Raw genomic sequence first — 18,309 nt, 5'->3', positions numbered from 1 at the left:
GAGGACACCAGTGTCATCGCCGTCGAAGGCCGGCCGTCCGCGCAGCGCGGACCTCGACCTGGCCCTTCTCGTCGCCACCCAGGACCTGCTCGCCGAGGTCGGGTACGACCGTCTGACCATCGAAACCGTCGCGGCCAGGTGCGGCGCCGGCAAGGCCACCGTGTACCGCCGGTGGGCGGGCAAGAGCGAACTGGTCGCTGCTGCGGTCGCGCAGCTGCACGGCGAGTACCCGGAGCCGGACACCGGCACGCTGCGCGGCGACCTGGTGCTGATGTCGTCGACCTGGCTCGACCGGGACGCCCGCCGCGACGCGGTGGTCGCGGGCCTGCTCACCGCGATGGCCCACGACGCCGGACTGCGCGAGGCGGTCCGGGGTGCCGTCGCGGAACCCCACCAGGCGGTGTTCACCGCCATCGTCGACCGGGCCGTCGCGCGAGGCGAGGTCCCGGCCGACCGCGACCTGGAGATGATCGGCACCGTGTTCCCGGCCGTCACCTTCCACCACCTGACCGTGCTCGCCGCCCCGGTGGGCAAGGAGTTGGTGGAGCGGATCATCGACGGCGTGCTGGTGCCGGCGCTGACCTGGCGCGAGCCGGCGCGGGCGCATGAGTGAGGACGTGGGCGTGAATCCCGGGAACGTGGATCTCGTCGACGGGGGATCGGTCGCCCTCGCGAAGGCCGGCCCGTCACGCTCGGGTGCCGGGCGGCTGCGCGGCGACGGCGCCCTGGCGCAGTTCACGCGGTTCGTGCTGGTCGGCGGGTCCAGCAACGTCGCGTACGCGGCACTGTTCCTGCTGCTGCGTGGCTGCGGCTCGTTGGTGGCCAACATCGCCGGGGTCGCGGTCAGCACCGTGCTGGCCAACGAGCTGCACCGCCGGCTCACCTTCCATGCCGCCGAGCGGGTGAACTGGATGCAGGCGCAGTGGGAGGCGGGTGGGCTCGCGCTGGTCGGGCTGGTCCTGAGCTCGGTGATGCTCGCGTTGTCCGACCTCTGGTTCCCGTCGGCTCCCGGCGGCGCGCAGGCCGTCCTGGTCATCGGGGTCAGCGCGCTCGTCGGCGTGTTCCGGTTCCTCATGCTGCGCGGCTGGGTCTTCTCGGTCGCGCGCTGAGTCGGCGGCGGGCGCACCGGAGGAATATGTCCGAGAGCCCGCCGGTTCACCCAGGTAATTGAATCATCAACCAATTGGAGTGGGTATGCAGTTCGGGATCTTCACGGTCGGCGACGTCACCACCGACCCGACCACGGGGCACACCCCCACCGAGGCGGAGCGCATCAAGGCGATGGTCGCCATCGCGAAGAAGGCCGAGGAGGTGGGCCTGGACGTGTTCGCGACCGGCGAGCACCACAACCCGCCGTTCGTACCGTCCTCACCGACCACGATGCTCGGTTACATCGCCGCGCAGACCGAGCGGATCATCCTGTCCACCTCGACGACCCTGATCACCACCAACGACCCGGTGAAGATCGCCGAGGACTTCGCGATGCTCCAGCACCTCGCGGACGGTCGCGTCGACCTGATGCTCGGCCGCGGCAACACCGGTCCGGTCTACCCCTGGTTCGGTCAGGACATCCGCCAGGGCATTCCGCTGGCCGTCGAGAACTACGGGCTGCTGCACCGGCTGTGGCGCGAGGACGTCGTGAACTGGGAGGGCAAGTTCCGCACGCCGCTGCAGTCGTTCACCGCGACGCCGCGTCCCCTCGACGGGGTGGCCCCGTTCGTCTGGCACGGATCGATCCGCAGCCCCGAGATCGCCGAGCAGGCCGCGTACTACGGCGACGGTTTCTTCGCCAACCACATCTTCTGGCCCAAGGAGCACTTCAAGCGCCTGGTCGACCTGTACCGCCGCCGGTACGAGCACTACGGCCACGGCTCGGCCGACCAGGCGATCGTCGGGCTCGGCGGTCAGCTGTTCATCTCCAAGAACTCGCAGGACGCGGTCCGGCAGTTCCGTCCGTACTTCGACAACGCGCCGGTGTACGGCCACGGCCCGTCGCTGGAGGAGTTCACCGAGCAGACCCCGCTGACGGTGGGGAGCCCGCAGGAGGTCATCGACAAGACGCTGACCTTCCGCGAGACCTTCGGCGACTACCAGCGTCAGCTGTTCCTGGTCGACCACGCGGGCCTGCCGCTCAAGTCGGTGCTCGAGCAGCTCGACCTGCTGGGCGAGGAGGTCGTCCCGGTGCTGCGCAGGGAACTCGACGCGCTGCGCCCGGCGCACGTCCCGGACGGGCCGACGCACGGCGCCCTGGTCGCGGCACGGTCCGGCGGCGAGACGGCGGCGGTGCGGCCGTGACCGCGCGCCGGATCGCCGTCGTCGCGGCCGGGCTCGGCCAGCCCTCGTCCACCCGGCTGCTCGCGGACCAGCTCGCGGCCGCCACCGCCCGGGCCCTCGCCGAATTCGGCGAGGGCGCCGAGGTGGAGGTCGTCGAGCTGCGCGACCACGCCCACGACCTGATGAACAACCTGCTCACGGGATTCCCGAGCACGGACCTGAAGCGGGCGATCGACGCCGTCGTCGGCGCGGACGGCTTGATCGTCGTCACGCCGGTCTTCAACGCGTCATACAGCGGGCTGTTCAAGTCGTTCTTCGACGTGCTCGAGCCCGGCGCACTGGACGCCGTGCCGGTGCTGATCGGTGCGACGGCCGGCACGGCCCGGCACTCGCTGGTGATCGAGCACGCCGTCCGCCCGATGTTCGCCTACCTGCGCGCGGCGGCGGTGCCCACCGGCGTGTTCGCCGCGTCGGAGGACTGGGGCGCGAACGGATCGGGGAGCGGACTCGCCGGACGGGTCGACCGCGCGGCGGCCGAACTCGCCGACGCGATCGTCGGGCGCGCAAACCGGGGTCCGGTCGACCCGTTCGACGACCCGGTGCCGTTCGAGCAGCTGCTGGCGCAGCAGGCCCGGTAGCCGCGCCGGGAGCAGTGGTCGGGAAGGCCCGGCCGCCGCACAGGTGTTCCGGTCCGCGATTCCCGTGATGATCGCGGGCCTGACGGTCGCGGCGGATGCCCACTCGCGCCTCACCCTCGTGAGGTGAAGCGGTCACGGAGCGGCTGCCAGACCATGGGGAGAGGCGTGGCGAAAGGGGCCGGACAGAGTGGGCATCACGGAGAAGACGCGCGGGCACTGGCTGCTGTTCGGTTCCCTGCAGGGCTACCAGACGAAGTGGATCCGGCCCGACATCATCGCCGGCCTCACGGTCTGGGCGGTCCTCGTTCCGGAGGCGCTCGCGTACGCCACCATCGCGGGCGTGCCGCCGGTGGTCGGCCTCTATGCCGCGATCCCGTCGCTGATCCTGTATGCCGCGGTAGGTAGTTCGCGACACCTGGTGGTGGGTCCGATGTCCGCGACCGCGGCACTGTCGGCGGCCATCATTGCGCCGATCGCCGGGGCGGACGGCGGCAAGTACATCGCGCTGTCCGCGGTGCTGGCCATTGCCACCGGCATCGTGGGGCTGCTCGCCGGACTGCTCCGGCTCGGCTTCATCGCGTCCTTCATCTCCGAGCCGGTGCTCAAGGGCTTCATCGTCGGCCTCGCGCTGACCATCATCATCGGTCAGGTCCCCAAGCTGTTCGGCGTCGAGAAGTCCGACGGCAACTTCTTCGAGCAGGCCTGGGGAGTGCTCAGCCATCTCGGCGACACCGACTGGCGGACCCTGGTCGTCGGCTTGTTGAGCCTCGCGGTGGTGCTGGGCCTCAAACGCTGGCTGCCGCTGATCCCGGGATCGCTGCTCGCGGTGCTGCTCGGCATCGCGGCGGTCGCGGTGTTCGGCCTGGACGGCAAGGGGGTCGAGATCGTCGGGCACATCGACTCCGGGTTGCCCTCGATCGGACTGCCCGGCGGCGTCGGCTTCGACGACTACGTGGACCTGCTCGGGCCGGCGGTCGGAGTGCTGCTCATCGGTTTCGCGGAGGGTCTGGGCGCGGCCAAGACCTATGCCGTCAAGGCGGGCTACGAGGTGGACGCCAACCGCGAGCTGATGGGGATGGGCGCCGCGAACTTCGGTTCGGGTCTGACCTCGGGCATGGTGGTCAACGGCAGCCTCTCCAAGACCGCGGTCAACGGTGGGGCCGGAGCGAAAACCCAGGTGAGCGGCCTCGTCGTCGCGGCGCTCACCGTGGTCACGCTGCTCTTCCTCACCGGGCTGTTCGAGAAGCTGCCGGAGGCCACCCTCGCGGCCGTCGTCATCGCCGCGGTCATCGAGCTGGTGGATGTCTCCGCGATGAAGCGTCTCTACGGGGTGTGGACCGAACGGCTCGGCAGCATCTACGGACCCGCCGCCCGCGCCGACTTCGCGGGCGCGTTCGCCGCCATGATGGGCGTGCTGCTCTTCGACACCCTGCCGGGCCTGGTGATCGGCATCGGGGTGTCGATGCTGCTGCTGCTCTACCGGTCCTCGCGCCCGCACGTCGCGGCACTGGCGAAGGAGGGTTCGCTGTGGGTCGATGCCGAGCGCCATCCCGACCTGGCCACCCGGCCGGACGTGGTGGTGGTTCGCGTGGAGGCCGGCCTGTTCTTCGCAAACGCCGACCACGTGAAGGAGAGCATCGAGGCGCTGTGCACCGACGCGACGCGGGTGGTGGTGCTCGATGCCGAGACCTCGCCGTTCGTGGACGTCAGCGCCGCGGAGATGCTGATGCAGCTACGGGACACGCTCGGGCGCAAGGGGATCGAGCTCCGGGTCGCCCGCGACATCGGGCAGTTCCGGGACACCCTCGAGCGGACCGCGTCCGACGGCAAGACCGTGGGGGTCTACCCGACGGTCGGCGAGGCATTGGTGGACGTGGGAGATACCCGGTGACACCGGAAGTGCGGGGATTCTCACTCGAGGGATGATGGTGCGGGGTCGGCTCGGGCGGTGACGACCGCGAGAAGCGCGGCTCCGATCCTTCCACGGGGCACCTGATGTCGCGGAGTGGCAAGTTCACCCGCTGGGAGTGATGCCCAGGGACAGCCTCGAAGCAGACCATGGACCGATGACACCGACGGTGACCGCCGTGCGTGGGTGGTTTCGGGACCGTCTACCGCAGCGCCGCGACCTCAAGGCCGACCTGATTGCCGGTCTTCCGGGGGCGATCAGCAGTGTCCCCGACGGGATGGCCTCCGGGGTTCTTGCCGGGGTAAGCCCGGTACACGGGCTGTATGCGAGTTTTGCCGGTCCGCTGTTCGGAGGAATGCAGACCAGCACCAAACTCATGGTGGTCACCACCACCAGCGCCTCCGCGCTGGCGGCGGGCTCCGCGATCGCCACCGTCCCCGAAGGGGATCGCGCGGATGCGCTGGTGCTGCTGACATTGATCGCCGGGGCGGTGATGGTCCTCGCGGGACTGCTCCGGCTCGGCCGCTACACCCGATTCGTCTCGCACTCGGTGATGACGGGATTCCTGACCGGGATCTCGGTGAACATCGTGCTGGGCCAGTTGCCCGACCTGACCGGCGCGTCAGTGTCCGGGTCGGTCGCGCTGGCCAAGGCCTTCGACCTGATCACCAATCCGACGCGTGTCGACTGGCCGTCGGTGCTGACCGGGGTCCTGGCGCTGGTGCTGCTGATCGTGCTGGCGCGGACCCGTCTTGCGCTGTTCAGTTCCCTTGTCGCGCTGGTGGTTCCGTGCCTGGTGGTGATCGTCTTCGGCCTCGACACGGTCGCGAGCGTGTCGGACGTCGGTGCCATCCCGACCGGGTTCCCGCCGCTCGAGCTTCCCGACCTCGGCCTGCTGTCCGTCTCGCTGGTCAGTGGCGCCTTTGCCGTCTCGGCGATCGTCCTGGTGCAGGGTGCCGGGGTCGCCGAGGCCGCTCCGAACCGTGACGGTACCCGGACCCGACCGAATCGGGACTTCTCTGCGCAGGGCGTGGGCAACCTCGCCTCCGGACTGTTCGGCGGCATGCCGGTCGGCGGATCGGTCGGACAGACGGCACTCAACGACACCGCGGGAGCGAGAAGTCGCTGGGGCGCGGTGTTCTCCGGGATCTGGATGGTCGTGATCCTGGTCCTCTTCTCGGGCCTGGTCGGAAAGGTGCCGATGCCGACACTGGCTGCGGTGCTGATCTTCGCGGCGGCCGGCTCCATCCGGCCGGCGCAGATCCGATCGATAGTCTCCAGCGGACCGGCCTCGATCGTCGCGCTCGTCACCACCTTCGTCGCGACGTTGCTGCTCCCCGTGACGGCCGCCGTGGGAATCGGTGTGGCGCTCTCGCTGCTGCTGCAGCTCAACCAGGAAGCAGTGGACCTGAGGGTGGTGCGACTGGAGGCTGACCGCGACGGCAGGCTGACCGAGGCCCCGGTTCCGGCGCGCCTCGAGGACCGGGAGGTGGTGATCCTCGATGTGTACGGCAGCCTGTTCTACGCCGGTGCGCGCACACTCCAGGTGCAGTTGCCGGACCCGTCAACCGCGAACTCGCCCGAGGTGATCCTGCGACTGCGCGGGCGAACAACACTCGGCGCCACCTTCTTCAAGGTTGTTGCCGACTATGCGAACCGACTGGACACGGTGGGCGGCAGGCTGTACCTCAGTGGCCTGACTCCCGAAGTCCTAGAGACCTGGGACGACGAGCGGTTGGATGCGCAGGGCGTGGTGCTCGAGACATACGGTGCGACCCCTGTTCTGGGTGAGTCGACACTCCGCGCCTTCGAGGACGCTCGGCGGCGCCTGGTCCGACCGTCTGGCGGACCGCCGCGGGAACCGTCGCACGGACCGAGCGACCCGACCGGCTGAAGGGCCCCGAAGGTCTGGATCGGGTACGCGCCCCGCCCGCCGCCGACTGCGTCACCCGCGACGGATGATGCCGGCAGACCGAGTCCCTGCCTAGTGTCAAAACACCTGCAGGAAACCACGGAAGGTGCCGCACCATGACCGACGACTCGAACGGCCTCCAGCGCGGATCCCTGCCGATCCCCGACCTCGCCTACACCGGCACCGTCACCTACGACGCGACGGACCCGGACACGAAGTTCCCCCCGATCCGCCGGCTGCTCCCGCCGGAGGGTGCCCCGAACGTGCTCGTGGTGCTGATCGACGACGTGGGGTTCGGGGCCTCGAGCGCCTTCGGCGGTCCGATCGAGACGCCGAACTTCGAGCGCGTCGCCGCACAGGGACTGAAGTACACCCGATTCCACACCACCGCGCTGTGCTCCCCGACCCGGGCGGCCCTGCTCTCCGGCCGCAACCACCACACCGTCGGCATGGGTGGTATCACCGAGATCGCCACCAGCGCACCGGGATACAACTCGTTGCGACCGAACAACTGCGCCCCCCTCGCCGAGACCCTCAAGCTCAACGGCTACAACACCGCCCAGTTCGGCAAGTGCCACGAGGTTCCGGTGTGGGAGGCGTCGGCGGTGGGACCGTTCGACCACTGGCCGCATCCCGGCGGTGGGTTCGAGTACTTCTACGGGTTCATCGGTGGGGAGACCAACCAGTGGTACCCGGCCATCTACGAGAACACCTCGCCCGTCGAGCCGTGGGGCACGCCCGAGGAGGGCTACCACTTCATGGGCGACATGACCGACAAGGCCATCGACTGGACCCGCCAACAGAAGTCGCTCGCACCGGACAAGCCGTTCTTCACCTACTTCGCGCCCGGCGCGACGCACGCCCCGCACCACGTGCCGAAGGAATGGGCGGACAAGTACCGCGGCAAGTTCGACCAAGGCTGGGATGCATTGCGCGAGGAGACCTTTGCGCGGCAGAAGGCGCTCGGCGTCATCGGTCCGGACGCGGTGCTCACCGCGCGCAGCCCCGGCATCCCCGCCTGGGACGAGATGAGCGAGACCATCAAGCCGGCACTCGTGCGCCAGATGGAGGTCTACGCGGGCTTCCTCGAGTACGCCGACCACCACGTCGGCCGCCTGCTCGACTCGCTCGAGGATCTCGGCGTGCTCGACGACACCCTCGTCTACGTGATCATCGGCGACAACGGCGCATCCGCCGAGGGCTCGATGCACGGCACCACCAACGAGGGATTCACGATCAACCACATGAACGACATCGAGACCGAGGAGTACGTCGCCGCGCACGTCGACGACCTCGGCACCCCGAGTTCGTACAACCACTACGCGGTCGGCTGGGCGCATGCCATGGACACGCCGTACCAGTGGACCAAGCAGGTGGCCTCGCACTGGGGCGGCACCCGCAACGGCACCATCGTCAGCTGGCCGAACGGCATGGCGGCGCGCGGCGAGATCCGCAACCAGTTCGCCCATGCCATCGACGTCGCCCCGACCGTGCTGCAGGCCGCGGGCATCCCCGAGCCGTCGACGGTGCACGGCGTCACCCAGCGGCCGTACGAGGGCACCGCGATGAACTACACCTTCGACGACGCGGACGCGGCCGAGCGGCACGTGACGCAGTACTTCGAGATGGTCGGCAACCGCGCGATCTACCACAAGGGCTGGACCGCCGTCGCCAAGCACAAGGACCCGTGGCTGGGCTCGGACCACGGTCTCGACGACGACGTCTGGGAGCTCTACGACGTCGAGAAGGACTGGACCCAGTCGAACGACCTGGCCGCCGAGCACCCGGACAAGCTCGCGCACCTGCAGCGACTGTTCCTCATCCAGGCGGCCCGGTTCAACGTGCTGCCGATGGACATCCGCACGGCCGAGCGGTTCAACCCGGACCTCGCGGGCCGCCCCGCGCTGATCACCGCGCAGAGCCAGACGCTGTACCGGGGCATGCGGCGACTGAGCGAGAACTCGGCGATCAACATCAAGAACAAGTCGTTCACGGTGACCGCGAAGGTCGACGTGCCGGACGACGGCGTGAACGGGGTGATCGTCGCGCAGGGCGGCGCCTACGGCGGGTGGTCGTTGTACACCCTCGACGGCAAGCTCGCCTTCGCGTACAACCTGCTCGGCATCAATGTCGACATCGTCCGGTCGGATGCCCCGGTGCCGTCCGGCGACCAGGAGTTGCGCCTGCACTTCGCGTACGACGGCGGCGGAATGGGCAAGGGCGGCACGGTGTCGCTCTTCGCGGGCGAGGAGAAGATCGGCGAGGGCCGGGTGGAGCGGACCATCCCGTTCCAGTTCACCTTCGACGAGACCCTCGACGTCGGGCAGGACCTCGCCTCACCGGTCTCGCCGGACTACCAGGCGACCGGCAACGCGTTCACGGGAACGATCGACCGGGTGCGGATCGACCTCGGGGAAGACGACCACGGCCACCTCGCCGATCCCGAGCATCTGATGACCGTCGCGATGATGAAGCAGTAGTGATGAGCGAACTCACTCTGTGGCGTGACACCGCGACCCGCACGGCAATCGTCGACTTCGTGGCCCGCGTCGAGGCGCAGGGTGTCCCGGTCGCCGAGCGCATCGCCGTGTTCGACAACGACGGCACCCTCTGGACCGAGAAGCCGATGCCGATCCAGCTCCAGTTCATCTTCGGACTGTGGGCCAAGATGGCGGCGGCCGATCCGGCACTGGCATCGCAGCAGCCGTACAAGGCGGTGGTGGACAAGGACTTCGGTTGGCTGTCCGCCGCGGTCGACAAGCACTACGCCGGCGACGACACCGACCTGAAGATGCTGATGGCCGGCGTGGTGCGGGCGTCGGCGGGGCAGGAGGTGGAGGCGTACACCGAGTCGGCCCGGGCGTTCCTCGACGCCGGTACGCATCCCTCGCTGGGGCTGCCGTTCACCCGATGCGTGTTCGCGCCGATGGTGGAGTTGCTGCGGTACCTGGAGGCGCACGGATTCGCGACCTACATCGCGTCCGGCGGGGACCGGGACTTCATGCGGCCGGCAGGCGATCAGCTGTACGGCATTCCGCGGGAACGGGTGATCGGTAGCAGTCTCGGGCTCAGCTACGCCGACGGTGCGGTCACCTACGCCTCGGCGATGGGCTTCCTGGACGACGGCCCGGAGAAGCCGATCCGGATCTGGAGCCGGATCGGCCGCAAACCGCTTCTGGTCGGCGGCAATTCGAACGGCGACGTGCCGATGTTCGAGTTCGCGCGGCCGGATGCGCTGCGCCTGCTGGTCCACCACGACGACGCCGAGCGTGAGTTCGCCTACGACGCCGGCGCCGAGGACGCACTGAAGGCGGCCGCCGCCGAGGGATGGACGACGGTGAGCGTCCGGGACGACTGGGACATCGTGTTTCCGGCCGCGGAATCGTAGGGGAGACACGGGTGGCAGTGCTCGCACCGACTCTCGTCGGGTACCAGAAGCGTTGGCTCCGTGCCGATGTGGTCGCCGGACTCAGTGCCGGGGCCGTGGTGATCCCGCAGGCGATGGCCTACGCGACGATTGCGGACCTGCCGGTGCAGATCGGCCTGTACACCTGCATGGTGCCGATGGTCGTGTACGCGATGCTCGGCGGGGCCAGGGCGGTCAGCGTCAGCACCACGTCGACGATCGCGCTGTTGACGGCGTCGACGATGATCGGGGCCGGGATCGCGGCCGGTTCGGAGGACGCGCAGACCTCGCTCATGACGCTGACCCTGCTGGTCGGCGTGATCCTGCTGCTGGCGCGCGTGCTCAAGCTCGGGTCGATCATCGAGAACATCAACGAGGCGACGCTGGTCGGGATCAAGGTGGGCGTCGGGTTGACGGTGGCCGCCAGTCAGTTGCCGAAGCTGCTCGGCGTGCCCTCGGATCCGGACGCGACGGGATTCTTCCGGGTGGTGTGGTCGGCGCTGCGTCAGATCGGTGACGCGAACGGCGCCACGGTGCTCCTGGCCGCCGGGTCCATCGGTGCCCTGTACGCGATGTCGCGGCTGGCGCCCCGGATCCCCGGACCGCTCGTGGTCGTCGCGGTCGGGATCGCGCTGGTCGCGTTCGCGGGCCTGGACGGCCGCGGGGTGGAGCTGATCGCGGAAGTGCCACAGGGTATTCCACTCCCGGGAATCCCGAGCCTCGACGATATCGGCGCGCTGATTCCCGGCGCGCTCGCGATCGCGGCGATGGCCTTCCTCGAGACGGTGTCCGTGGCGCGCGGGGTGCGCAGGCCGGGCGAGCCGCAGATCGACAGCGACCAGGAGATGCTGGCGAACGGCGTCGCCTCGGTGGCGGGCGCGTTCTTCCACACCCTGCCGCCGGCCGGCGGGTTCTCGCAGACGGCGGTCGCGTTGCGGGCGGGGGCGCGCACCCAGGCGAGCGGGCTGGTGACCGCCGCGCTGGCGGTGCTGGTGGCGCTGTTCCTGGCCCCGGTGCTCAGTGACCTGCCACAGGCCACGCTCGGTGCGATGGTGGTGGTCGCGACCCTCGGGCTGGTGGACATCGGCGCGTTCGGACAGTTCTGGCGGATCAACAAGCTGGAGTTCGCGATTGCGCTGGCGACGGCGCTGATCGGACTGACGGCAGGCCTGCTGCCCGCGGTCGCGGTCGGGGTGCTGTTCACGCTGTACCTGGTGCTGCGCGAGCTCAACCGGCCGCACGTGGTGCAGCTACGCCGCGGCGCGGACGGCCGGTGGGTCGGCGGTGACGAGGATGCTCCGACCGATCCGGCCGATCCGCTGGTGCTGCGGATCAATTCGGCCCTGTACACGGCCAACGTGCTGGCCAACGTCACGGCGATCCGGGAACGCATCGACGCGGCAGGCGCGAAGACCGTCGTGCTGGACTGCTCCCGGGCGTGGAAGGTCACCACCACCGTGATGCACCACATCCGGGACCTCGAGCAGGAGTTGTCCGACCGCGGCGTCACGATCTACTTCGCGGACGTCCCGCAGCGCGACCTCGAGACTGCCCGCAAGACGGAGCTGGGCCGGCACTTCGCGGAGTCGGGCCGGACCTTCGGGACCGTCGACGACGCGGTGCGCTGCACGGCGGGCGGGGCGTGAGACGGTGCGGTTGGGACTGCACGCACTGGGGATCGGCACCGGCGCCCGCCGAGAGGTGATCGACGCGGTCGCGGTCGCCGCCGAGGACAACGGGTTCGCGACCCTGTGGTCGGGGGAGCACGTGGTGATGGCGGACCGGTCGCACTCGCGCTACCCGTATGCCGACGACGGCCGGATCGCGGTGCCCGCTGCCGCGGACTGGTTGGATCCGATGATCGGGCTCAGCTTCGCCGCCGCGGCCACCCACACGATCGGCATCGCCACCGGCGTGCTGCTGCTGCCCGAACACAACCCGGTGCTCGTCGCCAAACAGGCGGCCACGTTGGACCGGCTCAGCGGCGGCCGGCTCACGCTGGGCGTGGGTGTCGGCTGGTCGCGCGAAGAGTTTGCGGCACTGGGGGTTCCGTTCGAGCGTCGGGGACGGCGCACCGCGGAGTACGTCGCCGCCATGCGGGCGCTGTGGCGCGAGGACATCGCGTCGTTCGCCGGCGAGTTCGTCGGCTTCGAGGCGGTTCGCGTCAACCCGAAGCCGGTCCGCGACCGGCGAATCCCGGTGGTGCTCGGGGGCAACAGCGACGGGGCGCTGCGTCGCGTCGCGGCCTGGGCGGACGGCTGGTACGGCTTCAACCTCGACGGCGTCGACGAGGTCGCCGAGCGGACCGGTGTTCTGCGTGAGCTGTGCCGTGAGGCCGGTCGCGACCCCGACGAACTGCGGCTGGCAGTCGCGCTGCGGGAACCGGGCCCGGGCGACGGCGCCGCGCTCGCGAAGTTGGGCATCGACGAACTCGTACTCGTCGAGACCCCGCCGGAAGACCCCGACGCGGCCGCGGACTGGGCCACGGCGCTCGCACGCCGCTGCCCGTAGGCGGCTCCGCCGCTCGTGCGCGGTTACGGGGTCCCCGGACCCGTCAACCGCGCACGAGCGCGTAGCGCCTACTGGTGCTTGAGCACCGCGGCGAGGGCGTCCTCCGGGTCGATCAGGTGGCTGTGGTCGTCGTCCCCCAGCACGATGTCGGCCCAGTCGATCCTGCCGTTGAACTTGCCCCGCTCGGTCTTGTAGCCCTCGTACACCGGCATCCCGGTGTCGATGCCGACGTCCAGGCCCTCGTCGAACGAGAAGTACAGCGGGTGGGTGCGCTCGACCTTCCCGCTGCCAGCCTCGTCGCCGTCGATGTACAGCGTCGCGGTACCGCCGCGGCCGATTCCGCCGCCGTCGTAGGCGAATTCGACGCGCACCTGGTGTTCGCCGGGTGAGAGCGCCTCTTCCGAGAGCACCGTCGTCCGGCGCAGGCCGCAGTAGTTGTAGTGGTAGCCGAGCTTGCCGCCCTCGGTGAACAGGCACCAGCCGCCGGTGCGGCCGCCCTGCGTGACCACCACGCCCTCGGCTCCGGTCTCGGGGACCTGGACCTGCGCGGTCACCGAGTAGCTGCGGTTCTTGATGTTGATCGCGACGTTCTCGTTCAGCCGCGTCATGCCCTCGAACAGCCGAAGCTTGTCGCCCTGCACCAGGGTGGGCCTGCCGGCGATGGCCGGGTTCATCCGCTCCGCGGCCCGGTCGTCGAGCGGCAGCACGTTGTAGCGGGCCGCCTCGATGATGAACAGCTGCTGCAGCTGCGCGAGCCTCTCCGGGTGCTGCGCCGAGACGTCGTGCGCCTGCGTCCAGTCCGTGGTGGTGTCGTAGAGCTCCCACACGTCCAGCGAGAAGTCCGGGGCCTGCGCGACCACGTCCCACGGCGTGCGGTGCTTGGTGACCGCGGTCCAGCCGTCGTGGTAGATCCCGCGGTTGCCCATCAGCTCGAAGTACTGCGTCCTGTGCCGCTCGTCGGCGCGGGAGTCGTTGAACGAGTAGGCGAACGACGTGCCGTGCATCGGGACCTGGGTGACGCCGTTGACGGTGTGCGGCTGGGCGAGTCCGGCCAGCTCGAGGATGGTCGGGGCCACGTCGATCACGTGGTGCCACTGGGTGCGGATCTCACCCTTGGCCTCGATGCCGCCGGGCCAGTGCATGATCGTGCCGTTGCGGGTGCCGCCGTAGTGGGAGGCCACCTGCTTGGTCCACTGGTACGGCGTGCACATCGCGTGTGCCCAGCCGACGGCGTAGTGGTTGTAGGCCTCCGGTCCGCCGATCTTGTCGAGGTGTTCGTTCCAGAACTCGACCGTCTCGTACTCGCCGCCGCCGTTCGAGGCGGTGGTGATCATGTAGGTGCCCTCGAGGCCGCCCTCGGCGGAGGCGCCGTTGTCGCCGATGATGTAGAGGATCAGGGTGTTGTCCAGCTCGCCGAGTTCCTCGACGGCGTCCACCACCCGGCCCACGTGGAAGTCCGCGTACTCCAGGAAGGCCGCGTACACCTCCATCTGGTGCGCCAGGATCGGCTTGCGCTCGGCGGGGACGTCGTCCCAGGCCATGATGCCGTCGGGGCGGGCCGTCAGGTCCGAGTCAGCACCGATCACGCCGAGCTGCAGCTGCTTGCGGAAGGTCTCGTCCCGGACCGCGTCCCAGCCCTGGTCGAACTTGCCCTTGTACTTGGCGATCCAGTCCTTCGGCACGTGGTGCGGGGTGTGCGTGGCGCCCGGCGCGAAGTAGGTGAAGAACGGCTTGTCGGGGGTGAGGGCCTGTTGCTGCTTGATGTAGTCGATGGCCTTGTCGGCGAGGTCGGGCATCAGGTGGTAGTCCGGGTCGTCCGGCGGCAGGATCGCGGAGACCCCGTCGACGAGCGCGGGCTGCCACTGGTTGGTCTCGCCGCCGATGAACCCGTAGAACCGCTCGAATCCGCTGAACGCCGGCCAGTGGTCGAACGGGCCGGTCGGGCCCGACTCCCACACCGGCACCTCGTGGCACTTGCCGAACTGCGCGGTGTTGTAACCGTTCTGGCGCAGGATCTCCGCCAACGGGGTGCAGGAGTTGGGCCGGGTTGAGCGGTAACCCGGTGCGGGCGTGGCGGTCTCGGTGATGTGCCCCATTCCCACCGCGTGGTGGTTGCGGCCGGTCAGCATGGCGGCGCGGGTCGGGGAGCACAGCGAGGTGGTGTGGAACCGGGAGTACTTGAGGCCGCCGGCGGCCAGTCGTTCGGCGGTCGGGGTGTGCACGGGTCCGCCGAACGCGCTCGACGCACCGAAACCGACGTCGTCGAGCAGGATCAGCAGGACGTTCGGTGCGCCCTTCGGTGGCCGCTTCATCTCGATGGGCGGCAGCTTCGCCTCGGGGTGCTTGGCGTCGAAGAACAGCGGCCCCTGGTACTGCTGGTCCGGGATGGGGAGCACGGATCCGGGGAGTTCCTCGGCCATGGGGTGGTTCCTTCCAGTCGACAACGAGTCCCCGTCGACGCTAGGCACGGCCGCGGCGCCGCGGCTCACCCGTTGCGTGCGAATTCCGCCAGCCGTCGTTCCCACCCGGTGATCTCGTCGTCGTGGGGTGGGCGCCCCGCCGCGGCGGACCAGCATCCGGCCAGCACGTCGAAACCGAGGTGGTGCAGGTCGGTGTGGGCGGGCCAGTGGGCGGCCGCCCAGGCCGGTTCGTTGTGGGCGGCGTCGATGCCCGCCAGTGACGAACTGTGCAACTCGAAGGTCAGGTCGCGGCGCAGCGGGAGCAACGCGTCGTCGTCGGCAGGGGCACGCAGCGCCTGCAGGGTCAGTCCCGTGAACAGCGCGACCCGTCGGTCGGTCCAGCGCAGGACGCGACGGTGTGCGCGGCGGTCCACCGTCCACAGCACGACCAGCGCGACGGTCACGCCGATCGCCGTCTCCACCAGCCGTTCCCACACGACCGGTGCGACGGCGGCGTGCGGTTGGCCGGTGTTGCCGATCAGGATGGCGAGCGGGGTGATGAAGACGACCGCCACACCGTAGTTGCGGGAGACGAACAGTTCGAAGAGCAACTGCAGCGCCATCACCGTCAGCACCAGCCACACCCCGCTGAGGTGCAGGGAGAACAGCACCGCGAAGACCAGCACCCCCACCACCGTCCCGGCGACCCGGTGGATGCCCCGGTAGGTGCCGAGGATCCGGTCCGGCCCCTGGTGCAGCACCAGCACTGCGGTGATCACCGCCCAGTCCGGCCGGTCGGTCCCGATCGCGACGGTGACGCCCCCGGCGACCAGGCAGGCCACCAGCACCCGAGTGGCCGCCGTCCAGGCGTGCGAGTCCGGGTGCAGGGCCCGCAGGAACCGGTACCGCACCCCCGGCCGGGGCATCGGCGGCTGGGGCCGGACGTCGTCGAGATCCGAGTCCGGGTCAAGGCCGGGGTCCCGGCGGATGGCGCCGGACAGCCGCACCTGGGCGGCCGCGAGGACCTCGACCAGCAGGTGCCCGCGGGCGACCAGCCCGCCGTCGTAGAGGCTCTGCCAGGCCACCTGCAGCAGCTGCGCCGCCCGATGCCGCAGCGCGGGCGAGCCCCGGCCCGCGGCCTGCCGGGCCACGTAGTCGTCGATCGCGGTGGTGGCCGCCGCGGCCGCCGCCACCTCCGGCCCGTGCGGCGTTCGCAGCGCGCCGACCATCGAGACGGCCACCGCGCTGGCGCCGCCGAGGGCGCACCACAGGGCGATCCCGGTCGGGCTCATGCCGGACTGCACGTTCAGCGCGCCGATCTGGGTGGTGAGGACGATGAACCAGACGCCGGGCGGGCCGAGTCGCAGGGCGTCGACCGTGTACGTACCGACCACCGCGACCGCCGACATGACCAGCACCACCCACATCAGCAGCGCCGGTGACTCGCCGTCGGCGATGGCGTCGCGCACCGGTTCGCCGACGAGACCGCCGGCCCAGGACGCGGCCGCCAGCGCCAGCGCCGCCAGCGCGACCACCTTCCACCGCGCGCGGTAAGGCCTGCCCTCCCCGTAGATCACCGCGAAGGCGCCGATCGTGACGGTCAGCGCCTGCTGCGGGTAGCCGAGGGCGACCGCCGCCAGCGCCGGGATCCCCATCGCGAAGGCCGCGCGGGTGGCGCCGGGCCAGCGGCGTCCGGCGGGCGGCAGCCCGAACAGGACCTGTCGAGCGGGTGCCGGCGACGGCGGGCCGTGCGACTCAGGCACGCGGCGCGGCCGGGTGGGACGGGGGAGTTGGCACGTCAACGATGGTAGTGACCGCCGTGCCGCGGACCGGCTCACACCCGGCGGGTGAGGCGTCGGCGGCGGTGTCCTGTTGCGATGGGCACAGTTGCCGTCGAACAGGAGCGCGTCGTGAGTATGGATCTCGAGGAACTGGCCGCAAAGGCCTATGTCTACGGATTTCCGTTGGTGTTCAACCTCGAGCAGGTGCGGCGTTACGTCACCACCGGCGTCGGGTCGAACCCGGCGGCGCCGTTCAACCAGTTCAGCCACGCTGCGACGCTGGCCGGGCCGCAGGACACCTTCGTCTCCATCAACAACGACACCGTGTACTCGATGTGTCAGCTGGACCTGACGAACGGGCCGCTCCTGCTCGACGTCCCGGACACCGCCGGCGCCTACTACGTACTGCAGTTCGTGGATGCCTGGACCGACAACTTCGCCTACATCGGCAAGCGGGCCACCGGGACGGCCCGCGGCCGGTACCTGCTGGCTCCGTCCGGCTGGGCCGGGGAGGTCCCGGAGGGTGTCACCGCCGTCTCGGTGCCCACGGCGGTCGCGTCGATCGTCGGCCGGTGGGCGTGCGACGGCGCGGCGGACCTGCCGCGGGTGCGGGGGTTGCAGCAGCAGCTGACCCTGACTCCACTCGGTAACCAGGAGCCCGCGCCGGGCCTGCCGCAGCCCGACCCGGCAGTCCCGGAGGCGCTGGCGTTCTGGGAGCAGTTGCGGGTCTACCTGCAGGCCTATCCACCCGCCGCGCGGGACCTTCCGCTGCAGCAGGCGTTCGCGCCGCTCGGCCTGCTCGACGCCGGGGTCAGCCCGTACCGGGCGGCCGAAGACGACCTGGTCGCGGCACTCACGGCCGGCGCGAAGGCGGGCCACGACGGGATCGTGGCCGCGCTGAAGTCCGGCGCCGGGGACGCCGTCGTCAACGGGTGGCACCAGCCCTTCCACGTCTTCGACTACAACGACGACTTCTTCGAGATCGGCACGATCGACTCGCCGGAGTGGCGGATCGCGGACCGCACGAAGGCAATCGGGCTGCGGGCGGCAGCGGCGATGGGCGGGCTGTGGGGCAACCACGGCTACGAGGCGGCGTACTCACCGGTCTACCTGGACGGCGACGGCGACGAGCTGACAGGTGAGCGCAGCTACACCCTGACCTTCACCCAGACGCCGCCGGTGGACGCGTTCTGGTCACTGACGATGTACGACGTACCCGACTACTACCTGGTGGCCAACGAGATCGACCGGTACTCGATCGGCGACCGCACCCCCGGGCTGGTGTACGGCGAGGACGGCTCACTGGTTCTCACGCTCAGTGCGACCCCGCCCGCCGACGCGGCCTCGCGGGCGAACTGGTTGCCGACCCCGGCGGGTGGGTTCCGGCCGTTGCTGCGGATGTACGGCCCGCGCGAAGGGGTTTTCGACGGCACCTACACGATCCCGCCGATCGTCAAGGCCTGAAACGCTTTTCCTGAG

The 18,309-nt window shown here is 70.0% G+C and carries 13 protein-coding genes; 11 read left to right on the top strand and 2 right to left on the bottom strand.

Annotated elements, in window-relative coordinates:
• The first annotated feature begins 10 nt into the window (after positions 1 to 10).
• From ACFO6S_RS20025 to ACFO6S_RS19980, 10 genes are all read left to right on the top strand, one after another.
• On the top strand, positions 11 to 613 hold the full coding sequence (locus ACFO6S_RS20025; protein ID WP_378419734.1) for a TetR/AcrR family transcriptional regulator: 603 nt from the start codon (positions 11 to 13) through the stop codon (positions 611 to 613).
• Complete coding sequence (locus tag ACFO6S_RS20020; protein WP_378419733.1) at positions 606 to 1,109, top strand: GtrA family protein; 504 nt, start codon at positions 606 to 608, stop codon at positions 1,107 to 1,109. The genes ACFO6S_RS20025 and ACFO6S_RS20020 overlap by 8 nt, the downstream gene beginning before the upstream one ends.
• Positions 1,110 to 1,194: 85 nt before the next feature.
• The gene (locus ACFO6S_RS20015) at positions 1,195 to 2,295 is read left to right on the top strand and encodes an LLM class flavin-dependent oxidoreductase (protein ID WP_378419732.1); all 1,101 of its coding nucleotides are present in this window, start codon (positions 1,195 to 1,197) and stop codon (positions 2,293 to 2,295) included.
• Positions 2,292 to 2,912, top strand: coding sequence for an FMN reductase (locus ACFO6S_RS20010; protein ID WP_378419731.1), 621 nt, complete (start codon positions 2,292 to 2,294; stop codon positions 2,910 to 2,912). The genes ACFO6S_RS20015 and ACFO6S_RS20010 overlap by 4 nt, the downstream gene beginning before the upstream one ends.
• A gap of 193 nt (positions 2,913 to 3,105) precedes the next feature.
• The gene (locus ACFO6S_RS20005; protein ID WP_378419950.1) at positions 3,106 to 4,803 is read left to right on the top strand and encodes a SulP family inorganic anion transporter; all 1,698 of its coding nucleotides are present in this window, start codon (positions 3,106 to 3,108) and stop codon (positions 4,801 to 4,803) included.
• Between the two features lie 175 nt (positions 4,804 to 4,978).
• Entirely contained in the window at positions 4,979 to 6,715 is a 1,737-nt protein-coding gene (locus ACFO6S_RS20000) for a SulP family inorganic anion transporter (protein WP_378419730.1), read from the top strand.
• Between the two features lie 134 nt (positions 6,716 to 6,849).
• Positions 6,850 to 9,213 carry a sulfatase-like hydrolase/transferase gene (locus tag ACFO6S_RS19995; protein WP_378419729.1) on the top strand — a complete coding sequence of 788 codons (2,364 nt, stop codon included), beginning with the start codon at positions 6,850 to 6,852 and terminating at the stop codon, positions 9,211 to 9,213.
• A 2-nt stretch (positions 9,214 to 9,215) separates the two neighbouring features.
• Positions 9,216 to 10,121 (top strand): HAD family hydrolase, encoded by a 906-nt coding sequence (locus ACFO6S_RS19990; RefSeq protein WP_378419728.1) that lies wholly within the window; start codon positions 9,216 to 9,218, stop codon positions 10,119 to 10,121.
• Between the two features lie 11 nt (positions 10,122 to 10,132).
• Positions 10,133 to 11,785 (top strand): SulP family inorganic anion transporter, encoded by a 1,653-nt coding sequence (locus ACFO6S_RS19985; protein ID WP_378419727.1) that lies wholly within the window; start codon positions 10,133 to 10,135, stop codon positions 11,783 to 11,785.
• A 4-nt stretch (positions 11,786 to 11,789) separates the two neighbouring features.
• On the top strand, positions 11,790 to 12,650 hold the full coding sequence (locus ACFO6S_RS19980; RefSeq protein ID WP_378419726.1) for an LLM class F420-dependent oxidoreductase: 861 nt from the start codon (positions 11,790 to 11,792) through the stop codon (positions 12,648 to 12,650).
• Positions 12,651 to 12,718: 68 nt separating this feature from the next.
• Here ACFO6S_RS19980 and ACFO6S_RS19975 read toward each other — a convergent pair whose 3' ends face one another.
• A complete protein-coding gene (locus tag ACFO6S_RS19975) occupies positions 12,719 to 15,070 on the bottom strand; it encodes an arylsulfatase (RefSeq protein ID WP_378419725.1) in 2,352 nt (783 codons plus the stop codon).
• Between the two features lie 65 nt (positions 15,071 to 15,135).
• A complete protein-coding gene (locus ACFO6S_RS19970; RefSeq protein WP_378419724.1) occupies positions 15,136 to 16,812 on the bottom strand; it encodes an FUSC family protein in 1,677 nt (558 codons plus the stop codon).
• A 147-nt stretch (positions 16,813 to 16,959) separates the two neighbouring features.
• On the opposite strand from ACFO6S_RS19970, the gene ACFO6S_RS19965 reads away from it, so the two are divergent.
• Entirely contained in the window at positions 16,960 to 18,294 is a 1,335-nt protein-coding gene (locus ACFO6S_RS19965) for a DUF1254 domain-containing protein (protein ID WP_378419723.1), read from the top strand.
• Positions 18,295 to 18,309: the final 15 nt, after the last annotated feature.

The organism is Rhodococcus kronopolitis, from assembly GCF_042654025.1.
Classification (GTDB): Bacteria; Actinomycetota; Actinomycetes; order Mycobacteriales; family Mycobacteriaceae; genus Rhodococcus_G; species Rhodococcus_G kronopolitis.
This window is presented reverse-complemented; position numbering and strand designations above follow the sequence as displayed.

What these genes read in the sequence shown, in the direction of transcription:
- ACFO6S_RS20020 (WP_378419733.1), top strand. Translation starts at nt 606, where the DNA reads ATGAGTGAGGACGTGGGCGTGAATCCCGGGAACGTGGATCTCGTCGAC.
- ACFO6S_RS20015 (WP_378419732.1), top strand. Translation starts at nt 1,195, where the DNA reads ATGCAGTTCGGGATCTTCACGGTCGGCGACGTCACCACCGACCCGACC.
- ACFO6S_RS20000 (WP_378419730.1), top strand. Translation starts at nt 4,979, where the DNA reads ATGACACCGACGGTGACCGCCGTGCGTGGGTGGTTTCGGGACCGTCTA.
- ACFO6S_RS19995 (WP_378419729.1), top strand. Translation starts at nt 6,850, where the DNA reads ATGACCGACGACTCGAACGGCCTCCAGCGCGGATCCCTGCCGATCCCC.
- ACFO6S_RS19990 (WP_378419728.1), top strand. Translation starts at nt 9,216, where the DNA reads ATGAGCGAACTCACTCTGTGGCGTGACACCGCGACCCGCACGGCAATC.
- ACFO6S_RS19975 (WP_378419725.1), bottom strand. Translation starts at nt 15,070, where the DNA reads ATGGCCGAGGAACTCCCCGGATCCGTGCTCCCCATCCCGGACCAGCAG.